Source organism: Allochromatium palmeri (genome assembly GCF_009720725.1).
Taxonomy (GTDB): Bacteria; Pseudomonadota; Gammaproteobacteria; order Chromatiales; family Chromatiaceae; genus Thermochromatium; species Thermochromatium palmeri.
The window spans coordinates 214,596-228,282 of the sequence record NZ_WNKT01000001.1; the positions used below are offsets into that span (position 1 = coordinate 214,596).

A 13,687-nucleotide genomic window follows, 5' to 3' on the forward strand; every position below is an offset into this window, starting at 1 on the left:
CCCGGACGCGGCGATGTCCGTCTGTAAGTCCGGCTCAATACCGCCGATGCCGAAACAGCCACCCGGCCGCGCCGAGCGTGAACAGCGCGATCAGGCCGAGTGGCCACAGTTGCGGGCCTACCTGAGCGAAACCGGCGCCTTCGAGAAAGACACCGCGCAGGATCACGAGGTAGTAACGCAACGGATCGATCAGGGTCAGGGTCTGCACCGCCGGCGGCATGTTGTCGATCGGCGTGGCAAATCCCGAGAGGATCACCGCCGGCACCATGAACAGAAAAGCCCCGAGCAGCGCCTGCTGGAGCGTGGCGGCGAGCGAGGAGATCATCAGCCCGATCCCCACGCTCGCCAGCGCGAACAGCAGCGCGCCGGCATAGAGCGCCCCAAGATCCCCGGTCAGCGGCACCGCGAACCAGAACACCGCAATCGTCAGCACCAGCGAGGCTTCGAAGACCCCGACCAGCACCCCGGGCAGGGCCTTGCCGATCAGGATCTCGACTGGACTCAGGGGTGTCATCAGCAGTTGGTCGAAGGTGCCCTGTTCACGTTCGCGCGCCACTGATAAGGCCGTCGACATCAGAGTCACGACCAGGGTCAACAGACCCACCAGCCCCGAGACGAAGAACCAGCGGCTCTCCAGATTGGGGTTGTACCAGGCGCGAATGATGAGCCGCGTCGGCAGCCCTGGCCGGCCGTGCGCCTGTGCCCAGTCGCGGTTGAAGTCGGCCAGGATGCGCGCGACGTCGTTGTTGATCACCTGGGCACTGTTGGAGTTGCGTCCATCGATCAGGATCTGGAGCGGCGCCGTGCGTCCGGCGCTCAGATCAGCACTGAAGCGCGGCGGGATCTGGATCACCAGCCGCACGGCGCGCCGGTCGATCTGCGTAGCGATCTCGTCGGGATGGCGCAGATGGCCGGCGAAGGCGAAGCTCGGCGCACCCTCGAAGCGGGCGAGCAGCTCACGCGCGGCCGCGCCGCCGTCGCGATCGAGCACGGCATACTCGATGTGGTTCAGGTCGAAGGAGGCCGCATAGCCGAACACCAGCAGTTGTATCAGCGGCGGCACGATCACCACGACCCGACTGCGCTTGTCGCGAAACAGCGCCAGGAATTCCTTGATCGTCAGCGCCCACAGGCGCGTGAACAGCGTCATCATTATTCGAGCCGCTTGTGCAGCCGGCGGCGACTGAGGCCGAGCAAGACCGTTGCCATCAGCGCCAGCGCGGCGGCGTTCGGCAGGATCACGCTCCAGACATCCCCGGCCAGAAACAGCGTCTGAAGGATGGTCACGAAATAGCGCGCCGGAACCAGATGGGTCAGGCCGCGCACCAGCGTCGGCATACTGTCGATGTCGAACAGAAACCCCGAGAGCAGAAAGGCCGGCAGAAAGGTCACGAGCAGCGCGATCATGCCGGCGAGGAACTGATTCCGGGTGATGATCGAGATCAGCAACCCCATGCCGAGCGCGGTGAGCAGAAAGAGCGTCGAGCACAGCGCCAGCACCCAGAACGAGCCACGCAGCGGCACCCCGAACAGCCCCAGCGCCATCAGGACCGACAGCACCATCCCGCCCAGACCGAGCACGAAATAGGGCAGCAGCTTGCCGATCAGGATCTCGTTGAGGGTCACGGGCGTGACCAGCAGCGCCTCCAGCGTGCCGCGTTCCCACTCGCGCGCGAACACCAGCGCCGTGAGCAGCGCACCGACCAGGGTCATGTTGATCACCAACAGTCCGGGCACCAGATAGTGGCGGCTCTCCAGCTCCGGATTGAACCAGATGCGGACCTCGGGCGCGACGACCGGCGTCAGGCTCAGGCCGCGTGCGTCGCGCTCCTGCTCCAGCCAGTTCGACCAGGCCCCCTGGATATAGCCGTGCAGCAGACGCGCTGAGTTGGCATCCACGCCATTGAGGATGACGCCGATCGGTGCCGCGTCCGAGTCGGCGCGGGCGAGGCGTTGGCTGAAATCGCTCGGCAGCACCACCAACCCCTTGACCTGATGTGCGCGCACGGCCGCGCGTCCGTCCTGGAGTGTGTGATACAGGCGTGGCGCGAAGTAGACCGAGCGTTGAAAGGCCGCGACGAACGACTGGGCCGAGGCGCTCGGCTGTTCGATCACCAGTCCGACCGGCACCCGCTTGGAATCGAGCGACACGCCATAGCCGAACAGCAACAGCAGCCCGACCGGCAGGACAAAGGCGATGGCCAGACTCGATGGGTCGCGCAGGATCTGCAACCACTCCTTGCGCAGCAAGCCGCGCAGTCGGCGTGAAAACCACGGCGCCATCAGCTGCCTCCTCCAGGTTCGTGCGTCTGGATGAGCCGGATAAAGGCGTCCTCCAGCTCGGGACAGGGGTGCTCCGGGGTCGCGGCCCGCGTCTTGATCTCAGCGGGCGTGCCCAGGGCCAGGATCTCGCCGGCGGCGAGGATCGCAAGCCGATCGCAGTATTCGGCCTCCTGCAGAAAGTGCGTCGTCACCAGGATGGTCACGCCGTCCTCAGCCAAAGCGTTGATGCGATCCCAGAACTCGCGCCGCGCCAGCGGATCGACCCCCGAGGTTGGCTCGTCGAGAAAGAGGATGTCCGGCTCGTGCATGAGCGCAGCGGCCATGGCCAGACGCTGTTTGTAGCCGAGGGGCAGGGCACCGCTGTCAGTCGTGGACAGCGCCTCGAGTTCGAAGGACGCGAACGCCCAATCGATCCGCGCCCGAACCTGGGGTCCGCGCAGTCCATAGGCGCGGGCGAAGAACTCGAGGTTCTGGCGCACCGTCAGATTGGTATAGAGCGCGAAGCTCTGCGACATATAGCCGACGCGCCCGCGCGCCTCGGCCGGCGCGCGGCGCAGATCGACACCGGCCACGCGCACCTGGCCCGCGCTCGGCGGCAGCAGTCCGCACAGCATCCGAAAGGTGGTGGTCTTGCCCGCGCCATTGGCGCCCAGCAGGCCGAAGACCTCGCCCGCCGCGACGCTGAAGCTTGCGCCCTTCACGGCCACGAAATCCCCGAAAACGCGGCTCAGTGACTCGACCTCGATCGCCGTGCCCGTTGCGCGCGTCTTCGTTCGCGAACTGGAGACCGACAGCGGGGCGGCTCGTGCTCCGCTGCTCAGCCGGTCGACGAATCCGTCCTCGAAACGCGGCGCGACGGCCTGCCAGTCGCTCAGATCGGGCTGGCGCTCGCGCGCGCTCGTCGCGTCGAGGATAACGCGGATCGACTCGCCCTGAAGCACGGCATCGACCACGCCCGGCTGTCGGCTCAGCTCGGCGCGGCGCGCGCGGCGGGTGGCGGGCGTGGCGCTGACCTGGAACACCCGACCGCGTAGCGGTTCGCTGAAGCGCGCGGGCGGTCCCTGGTCGATCAGCCGCCCGGCGTGCAACAGGATCACATCGGTGCAGCGTTCGGCCTCGTCCAGATAGGCCGTCGAGAGCAGCACGCTCATGGCGTCCTGCTGAACCAGTTGATCGACGATCGACCACAGCTCGCGCCGCGACACCGGATCGACCCCGACCGTCGGTTCGTCGAGCAGCAGCAGGCGCGGTGGTTCGACGAGCGTGCAGGCCAGACCCAGTTTCTGTTTCATCCCGCCCGAGAGCCGACCGGCCAGACGGCTCATGAAGGGCGCGAGTCCGGTCATGTCCATCAGGCGCGCATAGCGCTCGGTCCGCGCGGCCTCGGGCACCTGGTGGAGATCGGCATAGAGATCCAGGTTCTCGCGCACGCTCAGATCCTCGTAGAGTCCGAAGCGCTGCGGCATGTAGCCGATGCACGATTGCACGGCGAGCGGATCGCGCGCGACATCCAGCCCCAGCACCTCGACCCGTCCGGCATCCGGCCGCAGCAGACCCGCGACCACGCGCATCAGCGTTGTCTTGCCGGCACCATCGGGGCCGACCAGTCCGGTGACGACGCCAGGCGCTAGCGTGGAGGAGACCTCGGCGAGCGCCTCGACCCGGCGCCCGTCGCTCTGAAAACGCTTGACGAGCCGCTCGATGCGCAGCGGGGTGGGGGACTCAGGAGCCGTCATGGGGTGCTCGCGACCGGTCGGGTGGCGATCAGGGTTGGCTCGAACCGGGTTCGGCGGGACAGCCGGGCGCGGCGAGCGGCGCGGCGGTCAGGTCGATCTCGACCGTCACCGGCATTCCCTGGCGTAGTTCGCCGCGCGGGTTGCAAACGAACACCCGCGCCTGATAGACGAGATCGGTACGCAACTCGGTGGTCTGCACCGTTTTGGGGGTGAACTCAGCGGTCGGGGCGATGTAGCCGACCCAGCCGAGATAGGCGCGCCCCGGAAAGCTGTCGCTGAAAACGGCGGCCGGCTGCCCCGGCTTGACGCGACCCAGATCCGGCTCGGCGAGATAGACGCGCGCCCACAGGGGTTCGGTCAGGGTGAGCCGGAAGACCGAGCGTTGTGCCGAGGCCATGTCGCCCGGCTCCAGGAGCCGGTTTTGGATGACGCCAGCCGCTGACGCCTTGAGCGTCGTCTCTTCCAGATCGATCGTCGCCGAGTTCAACTCGGCTTCCAGCACCCGCAGACTCGCGCGCGCCGCGTCGATGTCTTCCGCGCGCGTGCCGGCCAGCATCAGATCCAGACTGGCTTGCACGGCTCCGGCGCGGGCCTCGGCCGCCTCGGCCACGCTGCGCGCGTCGTCGTAATCTTGCGGCGAGACGAGCTTGCGCGCGGCCAGTTCCTTGGAACGCTCGGCATGATGGCGGGCGTTGGTCGCCTCGGTCCGAGTGGCTTCCAGATCGGCGCGCAGCTTGGCGATCTCCTCGGCGCGCGCGCCGGCCAGGAGCTTGCGCAACTCGGCGCGCTGGGCCTCGACCCGTGCCTCGGCCATCGTGTGTGCGAGTGTCGGACGGCGTGCATCGAGCTGGGCCAGTTTCTCGCCGCGCGTGACGGACGCACCCTCGGATACGACCATGGATTCGATGCGTCCGCTGACCTCGAACGCCAGATCGACCTGACGCACGTCGATATGGCCGTAGAGTGTCAGACGACTGCTGTCCGACTCGTTGGTCGAGCGTTTGAGTCCGAACAGATAGACCAGTGCCGCCGCTAGCAGCAACAGGCCGATGAACACTAAAGGTTTCTTCATGCGTTTGAGATTGCGGCGCAGAGGGATCGCAAGGCTTCCAGGGAATCCGGGTCGACCAGGCGATGATCGGAGCCTGTGGTGATCAGCCGCGATGCCGGCAGGCCGCTGTGTGCCAGCAGCCGTTCCGAGTCGACATAGGGCACGACGTCATCCTGCTGTGAATGCAAAATCCAGGTTTCAGGTTTGACGCGATCGATCCTGCCGTGATTGCGCCAGGCCGGACACAGCAGCACCAAGGGGGTGTCTCGGGACGCTAGGTGCATGGCCACGGCGCCGCCGCGCGAGGAGCCGACGATGATATCGGGAGCATGCTGATCATAAGCGGCTTGGGCGACGTCGACCGCCAACTGAAAGTCATCGTCATCCAGGGCGGGATTGAGCACCTCATGCCCCAGGCTTTGTAGAAACGAAGGTTTCATGCCGCCTGGGGTTGAGTGCCATCCGTGTAAAAATAGAATTTTCATCGATTCGCAACCATTTGAGTGTCAAGTCTCTGGAGATTGTAGGCGCGTTTTTTGAAAAGTTTGGGGCCTGGCACCGGCGCGTCGATCAACGTGCCCTGGGCCTTTTCAGCGAGCGCCCTGGCCTCATCCCAGACCTTGCGCCGGGCCTTGAGCCGCGTCTTGGCCTTGCGTTTGAGCTTGGCGTCACTCCGCAGTACATCGTGAGCGGGCAGTCGAGAGGCCAAGGGGCGTTGGATTGAGAGATGATCATGGCCATCACCGAGTGGCCGACTGGTGTATTGAAGGCTTCAGCGTCGGAGAGCACCAAAGCCGGCCGGTTCTTGGTCGCCGTGCGGTCAGTGAATGGAAAAGGCACTCGCACCACGGTGTAGCGCTCAAAGATCACGGTAGGCGGCCTCATCGTTCTCCCCAGCCCATTCGGAGAGGGTGCCTTCAATGGCACGCAGATAATCGATATCAAGCGGTTGCACACGGCGCACACGGGCGCTGCCGTCTTCGGCCATCTCCCAGGAAACATAGTCTCCAGGGGAGACATGCAGGGCGGCACGCACGTCTTGGGGGATGGTGGTCTGACCCTTGGTTGTGATTTTGACGATGTGACCCATTGAACCCTCCGAGCTGTGCAAGTATTACCGCATTACGGTAGTACCAACGCCTCCGCTCGGGCCAGCAATTCGGCAAAGCTGTAGTTGACGCTGGTGACGCCAAAATCCGGCTCCCGGATAAAGGGTTGGCGCAGGTAGTGTACACGATACTGCTGGTCGCCAAGGAATTCGACCATCGCCGGGATGAAATCGTCCGGCTTGTTCAGCGAGTACATGTTGCGTCCAGGTGATTAGACGCGATCAGGCCGCTGATCAGGGCGGGTGCAAAATTATTGATTTTTATTCTGAATCGGATAAATTATCTTTATTTGGATAAAGATCGATAATTTCATGATCCACTATCCCCGCACAGAACTGGCTGAAGCGCTGGCGGCGGCCCTCCAGGGCAAGACTATCTTCAGCGATGCCCACAATGGCCTGTTTCTCGCCGCGCCACGCCGAACCGGCAAATCCACCTTCTTGCAGTCCGACCTGAAACCAACGCTGGAGCGACAGGGAGTCGTGGTTATCTATGTGGATCTGTGGGCGGATCTGCGCCGCGATCCCGGCATGTTGATCACAGAGGCCATTGGCCGAACCTTGCAGGCCCGCTTGGGCAAGCTGGCTAAGACCGTCAAATCGGCCGGCCTGGAAAGCGTGAGTATTGCCGGCGTCAAGCTCGATACGACCAGGATCGGCCGGCAGGATGGCGCCACCCTGCCTGATGCGCTGCGCGCACTGCATGAGACGACACAGGCCCCCGTAGCCCTGATCATCGACGAGGCGCAACAGGCCTTAACCAGCGAGGCTGGGGATACAACAATGGCCGCGCTCAAATCGGCGCGCGATCAGATCAACCGGCCCGGCGAGATCCATCTGATGCTGGTGATGTCGGGGTCGGATCGGGACAAACTGCTGCGCCTGGTCAATACTAACGGCGCACCCTTCTATGGCTCGCAGATCCAGCGAATGCCTGAGCTGGACCAAGGTTTCATCGACTATCTCGCGCACCTGATCGAAGCCCAGCGCTCCAATCTGGCACCCGTGGATGAGGTCAAATTGTTCGACGCCTTTCAGGCCTTTGGATGTCGCCCGCAGTTTTTCATGGAGGCGCTCGGACAGGCGCTGAGTCCGCTGTCTGGACTAACCATCCGTTTTGAGCAGGCAGTGCTGGAGGCGGCGGCTCAGCGTCGAGCGGATGATGAAGCTCAGATGGAATCCGAGTATCTGGGCCTGAAACCACTCGAACGAGCCATCCTCTGGCGTCTGCTGGAACAGGGGCCAAGATTTCGGCCCTATGACGTGGAGGCACTGCGTTTCTACCGAGAGAAAACCGGTGTCAAGGTCACGGCACAGAAGGCACAAAATGCGCTCGAAGCCTTGCGACAGCGCACCCCGGCACTGGTCTGGAAATCGGCGCGGGGCGAATATGCCGTGGATGATGCCGCCATGCACCGTTGGTTCGAAAAACGGGTCGAGGATGGTCGCTGGCCACCACAGGGGACGCCCGGCGATCTCGACTTGGTCACTGAGGAAGATCCGTTCTGATGCGCTGAGCGGCGCATCGGCGCCGGCCACGGGTTCGGCGCGATAGCCCTGTTCGGCCAGCGACCCGATGAGATCCAGGGCTTCAAGGGCTGACATACGGCCGCAACCGCATCTGTCCCCCAGCCAGCCACACCTCCATATGCTTGAGATACGCCATCCCGAGCAACGCCTGCTCGCCGGCCATATTTGGCAGCACGGTCGCCTTGACCTGCTGCGCGACCAGCCCACCGACATCGACACTGTCGAGCCAGGCCGTCCAACTGCGCACATTGCCATTGCCGGTCTTGCTCACCGCCCCCGGATGCAATCGCAGACCGAGCCGTTGCGCCACAGCATAGGGCAGGGCGACATCAGCCGACCCCGTGTCGATCAGAAACTCGATACGCTCACCATTGATCCGTCCAGTGACCACATACTGATCGAGCTGGTTCTGTTCGAGCATTACCTCGGGCACGCCATCGCTGCCCAGATAGGCCACCGGACGCGGATTGGGATTGCCACGGCGACCGACCTGGCTCAACACCAGCACGATGGCCAGCCCCAGCAGGGCGATGACAACGAGACGGCCATAGCGAAAGAATCCAGGAACCTTCAAGGCATGGTACCTCGCAGAGTCAGGGTGTTGCCGCGCTGGATGAGTTCGAGCGGCTTGAGAAAACTCATGCCCAGCAACACCTCGTCGCCCGGCATGTTCGGCAACACGCTCGCGCGCACGCCATGCGCGACCAGTCCGCCGAGTTCGACCTGCGCCAGCCGCGTCGACCAGGTGCGGGTGATCCCGTTGGCTGTGCGGCTGCTGCCCTCGGGACCGAGCCGCAGATCCAACCGCCGCGCCAGATCCAGCGACAGCGCCACATCCGTTGCGCCCGTATCGACCAGAAAGCGCACCGGCTCGCCATTGATCCTGCCGCTCGCGACATAGTGCCCGGCCCGATTGCGCTGGAGCACCACCTCGACGACGCCATCGGCCCCCTGGAGCGTGAGTGGATGCGGATTGGGATTGTTGTCCCGCTCCAGCCATTGATGAAAAAACAGCGCCAGCACCGCCAGCCCGGAGATCCAGGCCCCGAACAGCATGGCTCGACCGAGACGGGCGGGCCAGTCATCGCGGACGCGATCCTCGTCAGACACGCAACAGCAGCCGCGCCGGATCTTCCAGCAGCTCCTTGATCGCGACCAGGAACTGCACCGCATCGCGCCCGTCGATGAGCCGATGATCATAGGTAAGCGCCAGATACATCATGGGCGCAATCACGATCTGGCCGTCTTCGACGATCGGACGCTCCTGGATCTTGTGCAGACCCAGGATGGCACTCTGCGGCGGGTTGAGGATCGGCGTGGAGAGCAGCGAACCGAACACCCCGCCATTGGTGATGGAGAAGGTGCCGCCGGTCAGTTCCTCATAGCTGAGTGTTCCGTCCTTGGCCTTCTGACCGAACTCAGCGATGCCCTGCTCGATTTCGGCCATGCCGAGCTGATCGGCGTTGCGCAGAATGGGCACCACCAGACCGCGCGGCGAGCTGACGGCGATGCCGATGTCGTAATAGCCGTGATAGAGGATGTCCTCGCCGTCGATACCGGCATTGAGTACCGGGAAGCGTTGCAGGGCTTCGACCACCGCCTTGACGAAGAACGACATCAGACCCAGACGCGCGCCATGACGCTGCTCGAAGGTTTCCTTGTAGCGCGCGCGCAGGGCATTGACGGCGGCCAGGTTGATCTCGTTGAAGGTGGTCAGCAGCGCGGCGTTCTGCTGCGCCTGGAGCAGCCGCTCGGCGATGCGCGCGCGCAACCGGGTCATGGGCACACGCTGCTCGGGGCGACCGGCCTCGCCGCTGAGGGCGGGCGTCGGCGCTGTGTCGAGCGGCGCCGCCGCGAAGGACGATGGCGCGGCAGTCGTCCGGGATGCGCCCGAAAGGTCGGGATGACGCTCGGGCGCCTGATGTTCGCGCGCGTCCAGATAAGCGAGCACATCGGCCTTCTGGATGCGCCCGTCGCGGCCGGGGATCTGGTTCGGCTCCAGATGCAGTTCCTTGACCAGTTGACGCGCCGAGGGCGTGACATGAGGTGGTACGTTCAGCGGGGACGCGGCGGCGGGCGGCGTGGGCGTCGCGGCCGGTGCCGTGCTCACCGGCGCGGCAGGCTTGGGCGCGGGTGCGGCGGTGCTCGCCGCCCCTTCGCTGATCAGGGCCAGGACGTCATCGGTGTGGACCAGCGCGCCTTCCTCGGCCAGGATCTCGCCGAGCACGCCGGCGCGCGGCGCCGGTACCTCCAGCACCACCTTGTCGGTCTCCAGCTCGACCAGGTTCTCGCCCTCCCTGACCGCCTCGCCCGGCCGTTTGCTCCAGGTCAACACCCGTGCATCGGCGACGGATTCGGGTAGGGCGGGTACGCGGACTTCGAGACTCATTGCGGCGGGATCCTTTGGTTCATGGTCGGGTTGTAGTAACCGCTCAGCGCCTCGTCGATCAGACGCTCATGCTGTTCGACATGGGCTGCGCGATGACCGACGGCCGGAGCGGCGGAGGCCGGGCGGCCGACATAATAGGGCCGCTTGCCCTCCTGGATAAGGTTGTGGAAGCGATGCTTGATCTGATCCCAGGCGCCCTGATTCTGCGGCTCCTCCTGACACCAGACGATCTCCTCGACGTGCGCATAGGCTTCGAGCGCGCTTGCGAAGGCTTCCTTGGGGAAGGGATAGAGCTGCTCGATGCGCAGCAGCGCGACATTGGTCTGACCGCGCGCACGCCGTGCCTCCAGCAGATCATAGTAGACCTTGCCGCTACAGAAGACGACGCGCTCGACCTCGGTCGGGTCGATGGGGTCGGTCTCGGGGATCAGCACCTGATACTGGCCGTGGGTCAGCTCGTCGAGCGAGGAGACGGCGAGCCGATGCCGCAGCAGGCTCTTGGGTGTCATCACGATCAACGGCGTGCGATAGGGACGCAGCATCTGGCGGCGCAGCAGATGGAACATCTGCGCCGGCGTGGTCGGCACGCAGACCTGGATGTTGTGCCCGGCGCACAGTTGCAGGAAGCGCTCGGGACGCGCCGACGAATGCTCGGCACCCTGGCCCTCCATGCCGTGCGGCAGCAGCATCACCAGACCGCAGTACAGACCCCACTTGGTGCCGGCCGAGGTGATGAACTGATCGATGACCACCTGGGCGCCATTGGCGAAGTCACCGAACTGGGCCTCCCAGAGCGTGAGCGCGTGCGGCTCGGCCGTGGCGAAGCCGTATTCATAGCCGAGCACGGCTTCCTCGGAGAGGATGGAGTCGATGGCGATGAACGCGCCCTGATGCGGCCCCAGATGCTGGAGCGGCGTGTAGGCCTCGCCCGTCACCTGATCATGGAGCTTGGCATGACGATGGACGAAGGTACCGCGTCCGACGTCCTGACCCGAGAGCCGCACCGGAATACCGGCGTCGAGCAGGCTGGCATAGGCCAGATTCTCGGCATAGCCCCAGTTGAGGAGCTGATCGCCCAGGGCCATCTTGCGTCGCTCGTCCCAGATCTTCTCCACGCGCGGATTCAGCTCGAAGCCCTCGGGCAGACGCAGTATGGACTCGGTGAGCGCGCGCACTGTCTCCAGCGGCACGCCGGTGTCGATGTCCTGGTTCCAGTGCTTCCCGCGACAGAAACTCCAGTCGACGCGCGAGATGTTGTCCAGCCCGCAGAGCACCGGACGGGCGATGACCACGCCCTGCTCGATGGAATGACGATAGGCGGCGACCATCGCCTGTTCGTCGTCATGCGTGAGCAGACCCTGCGCGATCAGCCGCTCGGCATAGACGGCGCGCGATGTCGGATGCTGGCGGATCTTCTGGTACATCATCGGCTGGGTGACGGCCGGCTCGTCGGCCTCGTTGTGCCCGAGCCGGCGATAGCAGATCAGGTCGATGATGACATCCTTGTGGAACTGGTTGCGGAAGTCGAGCGCCAGTCGGGTGACGAAGATCACCGCCTCGGGATCGTCGCCGTTCACATGGAACACCGGCGCCTGCACCATCTTGGCGACATCGGTGCAGTAGGGCGTGGAGCGCGCGTCGAGCGGATGGCTGGTGGTGAAGCCGATCTGGTTGTTGATGACGATGTGCACCGTGCCGCCGGTGCCATAGCTGCGCGTCTGCGACAGTTGCAGCGTTTCCATGACCACGCCCTGACCGGCGAAGGCGGCATCGCCGTGGATGAGCACCGGCAGCACCTGATCGCCGGTCCGATCGCCCCGGCGGCGCTGGCGCGCACGCACCGAACCCTCGATCACCGGGTTGATGATCTCCAGATGCGAGGGATTGAAACCGAGCACCAGATGCACCAGACCGCCGGGCGTCTCGACATCCGTGGCAAAACCCATGTGATACTTGACGTCGCCGGCCATCTGACGCCAATCCATCTGGACCCGGCCCTCGAACTCGTCGAAGATGTCAGCCGGCGGCTTGCCGAAAATATTGGTGAGCACGTTGAGCCGACCGCGATGGGCCATGCCGATCACGATCTCCTGCATCCCCTGGCGTCCGGCGCGCTGGATCATCTCGTCGAGCAGCGGGATGAGCGCTTCGCCGCCTTCGAGCGAAAAGCGTTTTTGACCGACATAACGCTGATGCAGATATTTTTCGATGCCCTCGGCGGCGGTCAGGAGCGTCAGCAGCCAGCGCCGACCGTCCGTATCCAGCTCGGGCCGGGCGCGATAGCCCTCCAGTCGCTTCTGGATCCAGCGCTTCTCCTGGGTGCTGGTGATATGCATGTACTCCGAGCCGACCGTGCCGCAGTAGGTCTCCTGGACCATGCTGACGATCTCGCGCAGCGGCAGGCGATCCGGGGCATAGAGCGAACCCGTGTTGAAAACGCTGTCCAGGTCGTCTGGCTCCAGATTGTGATAGGCCAGATCCAGATCGGCGATGCGCGGCGGTTCACGCAGCTGGATCGGGTCGATGGCGGCGACCTGATGTCCGCGATAGCGATAGCCGTTGATGAGACTGAGTACGGCAGCCTGCTTCTCGGCGGCGGCCGGATCCAGACAGTCGACCGCGCGGCTGGCGGCATGCGCGCGTGGCTCACGGGCGAGACGCCGGAAGTTGTCGCGGATCGGGCCGTGTGGCGTCTCGGCGGTGGCCGGCTCGTTGGCCGCCTCCCGGCGCAGGCCGTCGAAGCGCGCGCGCCAGGCGACATCGATGCTTTCCGGGTCGACCAGATAGCGTTCGTAGAGATCCTCGATAAAGGCCGCATTGCCGCCATAGAGCGCGCTGGAGCCTCGGAATAGGTCTAGGAGTGTGCTCATGCTGAAGTGTTCGATTGCCTTTGGTGGTGTATTTTTTATTGTGGATAGTCTGGCTCGGCTCCACGGGATACGGCCCGACGCGCGGGTTTTATAGCATACTCGACACAGAACCCGACACGCTGTCACAAACCGCTTATGGTCAATGAAAGCAATTGAAATGATCGTGTTATTAAATAGTTGGTTCGCGTCGACAGTGCGGCTGTAGCCGACGAACCCGAGACAGCCATGCCAAACGATCCGGATTCAGCCGAGCGTCTTGTAATCCCTGATTTCGCGTTTGATCGCCACCAGGGCCATGTACAGCGTTTGCGCGAGACGCGCATCCGCTTGGCCAAGCTCGAAGCCGACATCGCCTATTTCCAGGCGCGTCTCGAATTGATCGGTGAACCCACTAGCAGCAACCGTGCCGCACAGCGCAAGCTGTTCACGCTGTTGCACAAGGCCGTCGCCAAGGAGATTCTCGACACCCGGCGGCACCATGCCGAACTGCGCTGAGGGCGTTCAGTGTGCCTTCAGCGCACCGATCCCGAGACCTGTCGCGCTATCCTGTGACACAATCGCCACCCAAGCCGCGTCCGTTTGGTTGTGAGGCGTCGTCTCCGGTGGGAACCACGCCATTTCCGCCGATCCGGAACCAGCCTCGACGCGGTTGGCCAATCTTGTTTTCAATCTTGAACCGCGTCGACGACGATGCTTGCATCGCCGGCTCGGCGTCGAGCC

At 64.4% G+C, this 13,687-nt stretch carries 14 protein-coding genes; 2 read left to right on the forward strand and 12 right to left on the reverse strand.

The genetic code is table 11. From position 1 onward, the window contains the following. Positions 1-34: 34 nt before the first annotated feature. The 8 genes from GJ668_RS00980 to GJ668_RS01015 form a co-directional block, all read right to left on the reverse strand. A complete protein-coding gene (locus GJ668_RS00980; RefSeq protein WP_246194575.1) occupies positions 35-1,153 on the reverse strand; it encodes an ABC transporter permease in 1,119 nt (372 codons plus the stop codon). Continuing rightward, complete coding sequence (locus GJ668_RS00985; RefSeq protein ID WP_155448234.1) at positions 1,153-2,283, reverse strand: ABC transporter permease; 1,131 nt, start codon at positions 2,281-2,283, stop codon at positions 1,153-1,155. The genes GJ668_RS00980 and GJ668_RS00985 overlap by 1 nt, the downstream gene beginning before the upstream one ends. Then, positions 2,283-4,019 (reverse strand): ATP-binding cassette domain-containing protein, encoded by a 1,737-nt coding sequence (locus GJ668_RS00990; RefSeq protein ID WP_155448235.1) that lies wholly within the window; start codon positions 4,017-4,019, stop codon positions 2,283-2,285. Before GJ668_RS00990 ends, GJ668_RS00985 begins: the two co-directional genes overlap by 1 nt. A gap of 28 nt (positions 4,020-4,047) precedes the next feature. Beyond that, the gene (locus tag GJ668_RS00995; RefSeq protein ID WP_155448236.1) at positions 4,048-5,091 is read right to left on the reverse strand and encodes an HlyD family secretion protein; all 1,044 of its coding nucleotides are present in this window, start codon (positions 5,089-5,091) and stop codon (positions 4,048-4,050) included. After that, complete coding sequence (locus tag GJ668_RS01000) at positions 5,088-5,555, reverse strand: alpha/beta hydrolase (protein ID WP_155448237.1); 468 nt, start codon at positions 5,553-5,555, stop codon at positions 5,088-5,090. Before GJ668_RS01000 ends, GJ668_RS00995 begins: the two co-directional genes overlap by 4 nt. A gap of 85 nt (positions 5,556-5,640) precedes the next feature. Continuing rightward, positions 5,641-5,955, reverse strand: coding sequence for a type II toxin-antitoxin system PemK/MazF family toxin (locus GJ668_RS21060; protein ID WP_343032156.1), 315 nt, complete (start codon positions 5,953-5,955; stop codon positions 5,641-5,643). Then, on the reverse strand, positions 5,930-6,160 hold the full coding sequence (locus tag GJ668_RS01010; RefSeq protein ID WP_155448238.1) for an AbrB/MazE/SpoVT family DNA-binding domain-containing protein: 231 nt from the start codon (positions 6,158-6,160) through the stop codon (positions 5,930-5,932). The genes GJ668_RS21060 and GJ668_RS01010 overlap by 26 nt, the downstream gene beginning before the upstream one ends. Before the next feature lie 32 nt (positions 6,161-6,192). Continuing rightward, on the reverse strand, positions 6,193-6,375 hold the full coding sequence (locus GJ668_RS01015; RefSeq protein ID WP_155448239.1) for a hypothetical protein: 183 nt from the start codon (positions 6,373-6,375) through the stop codon (positions 6,193-6,195). A gap of 115 nt (positions 6,376-6,490) precedes the next feature. Here GJ668_RS01015 and GJ668_RS01020 point away from each other — a divergent pair, with 115 nt between their 5' ends. Then, positions 6,491-7,687, forward strand: coding sequence for an ATP-binding protein (locus GJ668_RS01020; protein WP_155448240.1), 1,197 nt, complete (start codon positions 6,491-6,493; stop codon positions 7,685-7,687). Between the two features lie 82 nt (positions 7,688-7,769). Here the strand turns inward: GJ668_RS01020 and GJ668_RS01025 are convergent, their stop codons facing one another. Genes GJ668_RS01025 through GJ668_RS01040 form a run of 4 tightly spaced genes read right to left on the reverse strand, consistent with a single transcriptional unit; the run spans position 7,770 to position 12,967 of the window. Continuing rightward, a complete protein-coding gene (locus GJ668_RS01025; RefSeq protein WP_155448241.1) occupies positions 7,770-8,282 on the reverse strand; it encodes a retropepsin-like aspartic protease family protein in 513 nt (170 codons plus the stop codon). Then, complete coding sequence (locus GJ668_RS01030; protein WP_343032157.1) at positions 8,279-8,818, reverse strand: retropepsin-like aspartic protease family protein; 540 nt, start codon at positions 8,816-8,818, stop codon at positions 8,279-8,281. The genes GJ668_RS01025 and GJ668_RS01030 overlap by 4 nt, the downstream gene beginning before the upstream one ends. Then, positions 8,811-10,097: a 2-oxoglutarate dehydrogenase complex dihydrolipoyllysine-residue succinyltransferase gene (gene odhB, locus GJ668_RS01035; protein ID WP_155448242.1), complete on the reverse strand. Its 1,287-nt coding sequence runs from the start codon at positions 10,095-10,097 to the stop codon at positions 8,811-8,813. Before odhB ends, GJ668_RS01030 begins: the two co-directional genes overlap by 8 nt. Beyond that, on the reverse strand, positions 10,094-12,967 hold the full coding sequence (locus GJ668_RS01040; RefSeq protein WP_155448243.1) for a 2-oxoglutarate dehydrogenase E1 component: 2,874 nt from the start codon (positions 12,965-12,967) through the stop codon (positions 10,094-10,096). The genes odhB and GJ668_RS01040 overlap by 4 nt, the downstream gene beginning before the upstream one ends. A 225-nt stretch (positions 12,968-13,192) precedes the next feature. Here GJ668_RS01040 and GJ668_RS01045 point away from each other — a divergent pair, with 225 nt between their 5' ends. Further along, the gene (locus tag GJ668_RS01045; protein ID WP_155448244.1) at positions 13,193-13,462 is read left to right on the forward strand and encodes a hypothetical protein; all 270 of its coding nucleotides are present in this window, start codon (positions 13,193-13,195) and stop codon (positions 13,460-13,462) included. Positions 13,463-13,687: the final 225 nt, after the last annotated feature.

Bases quoted from the DNA above. Each gene is read 5' to 3' on its own strand.
- GJ668_RS00985 (WP_155448234.1), bottom strand. From the start codon at position 2,283: ATGGCGCCGTGGTTTTCACGCCGACTGCGCGGCTTGCTGCGCAAGGAG.
- GJ668_RS01000 (WP_155448237.1), bottom strand. From the start codon at position 5,555: ATGAAAATTCTATTTTTACACGGATGGCACTCAACCCCAGGCGGCATG.
- GJ668_RS01045 (WP_155448244.1), top strand. From the start codon at position 13,193: ATGCCAAACGATCCGGATTCAGCCGAGCGTCTTGTAATCCCTGATTTC.
- GJ668_RS01040 (WP_155448243.1), bottom strand. From the start codon at position 12,967: ATGAGCACACTCCTAGACCTATTCCGAGGCTCCAGCGCGCTCTATGGC.
- odhB (WP_155448242.1), bottom strand. From the start codon at position 10,097: ATGAGTCTCGAAGTCCGCGTACCCGCCCTACCCGAATCCGTCGCCGAT.
- GJ668_RS01010 (WP_155448238.1), bottom strand. From the start codon at position 6,160: ATGGGTCACATCGTCAAAATCACAACCAAGGGTCAGACCACCATCCCC.
- GJ668_RS01015 (WP_155448239.1), bottom strand. From the start codon at position 6,375: ATGTACTCGCTGAACAAGCCGGACGATTTCATCCCGGCGATGGTCGAA.
- GJ668_RS00980 (WP_246194575.1), bottom strand. From the start codon at position 1,153: ATGATGACGCTGTTCACGCGCCTGTGGGCGCTGACGATCAAGGAATTC.
- GJ668_RS01020 (WP_155448240.1), top strand. From the start codon at position 6,491: ATGATCCACTATCCCCGCACAGAACTGGCTGAAGCGCTGGCGGCGGCC.
- GJ668_RS00990 (WP_155448235.1), bottom strand. From the start codon at position 4,019: ATGACGGCTCCTGAGTCCCCCACCCCGCTGCGCATCGAGCGGCTCGTC.
- GJ668_RS00995 (WP_155448236.1), bottom strand. From the start codon at position 5,091: ATGAAGAAACCTTTAGTGTTCATCGGCCTGTTGCTGCTAGCGGCGGCA.
- GJ668_RS21060 (WP_343032156.1), bottom strand. From the start codon at position 5,955: ATGAGGCCGCCTACCGTGATCTTTGAGCGCTACACCGTGGTGCGAGTG.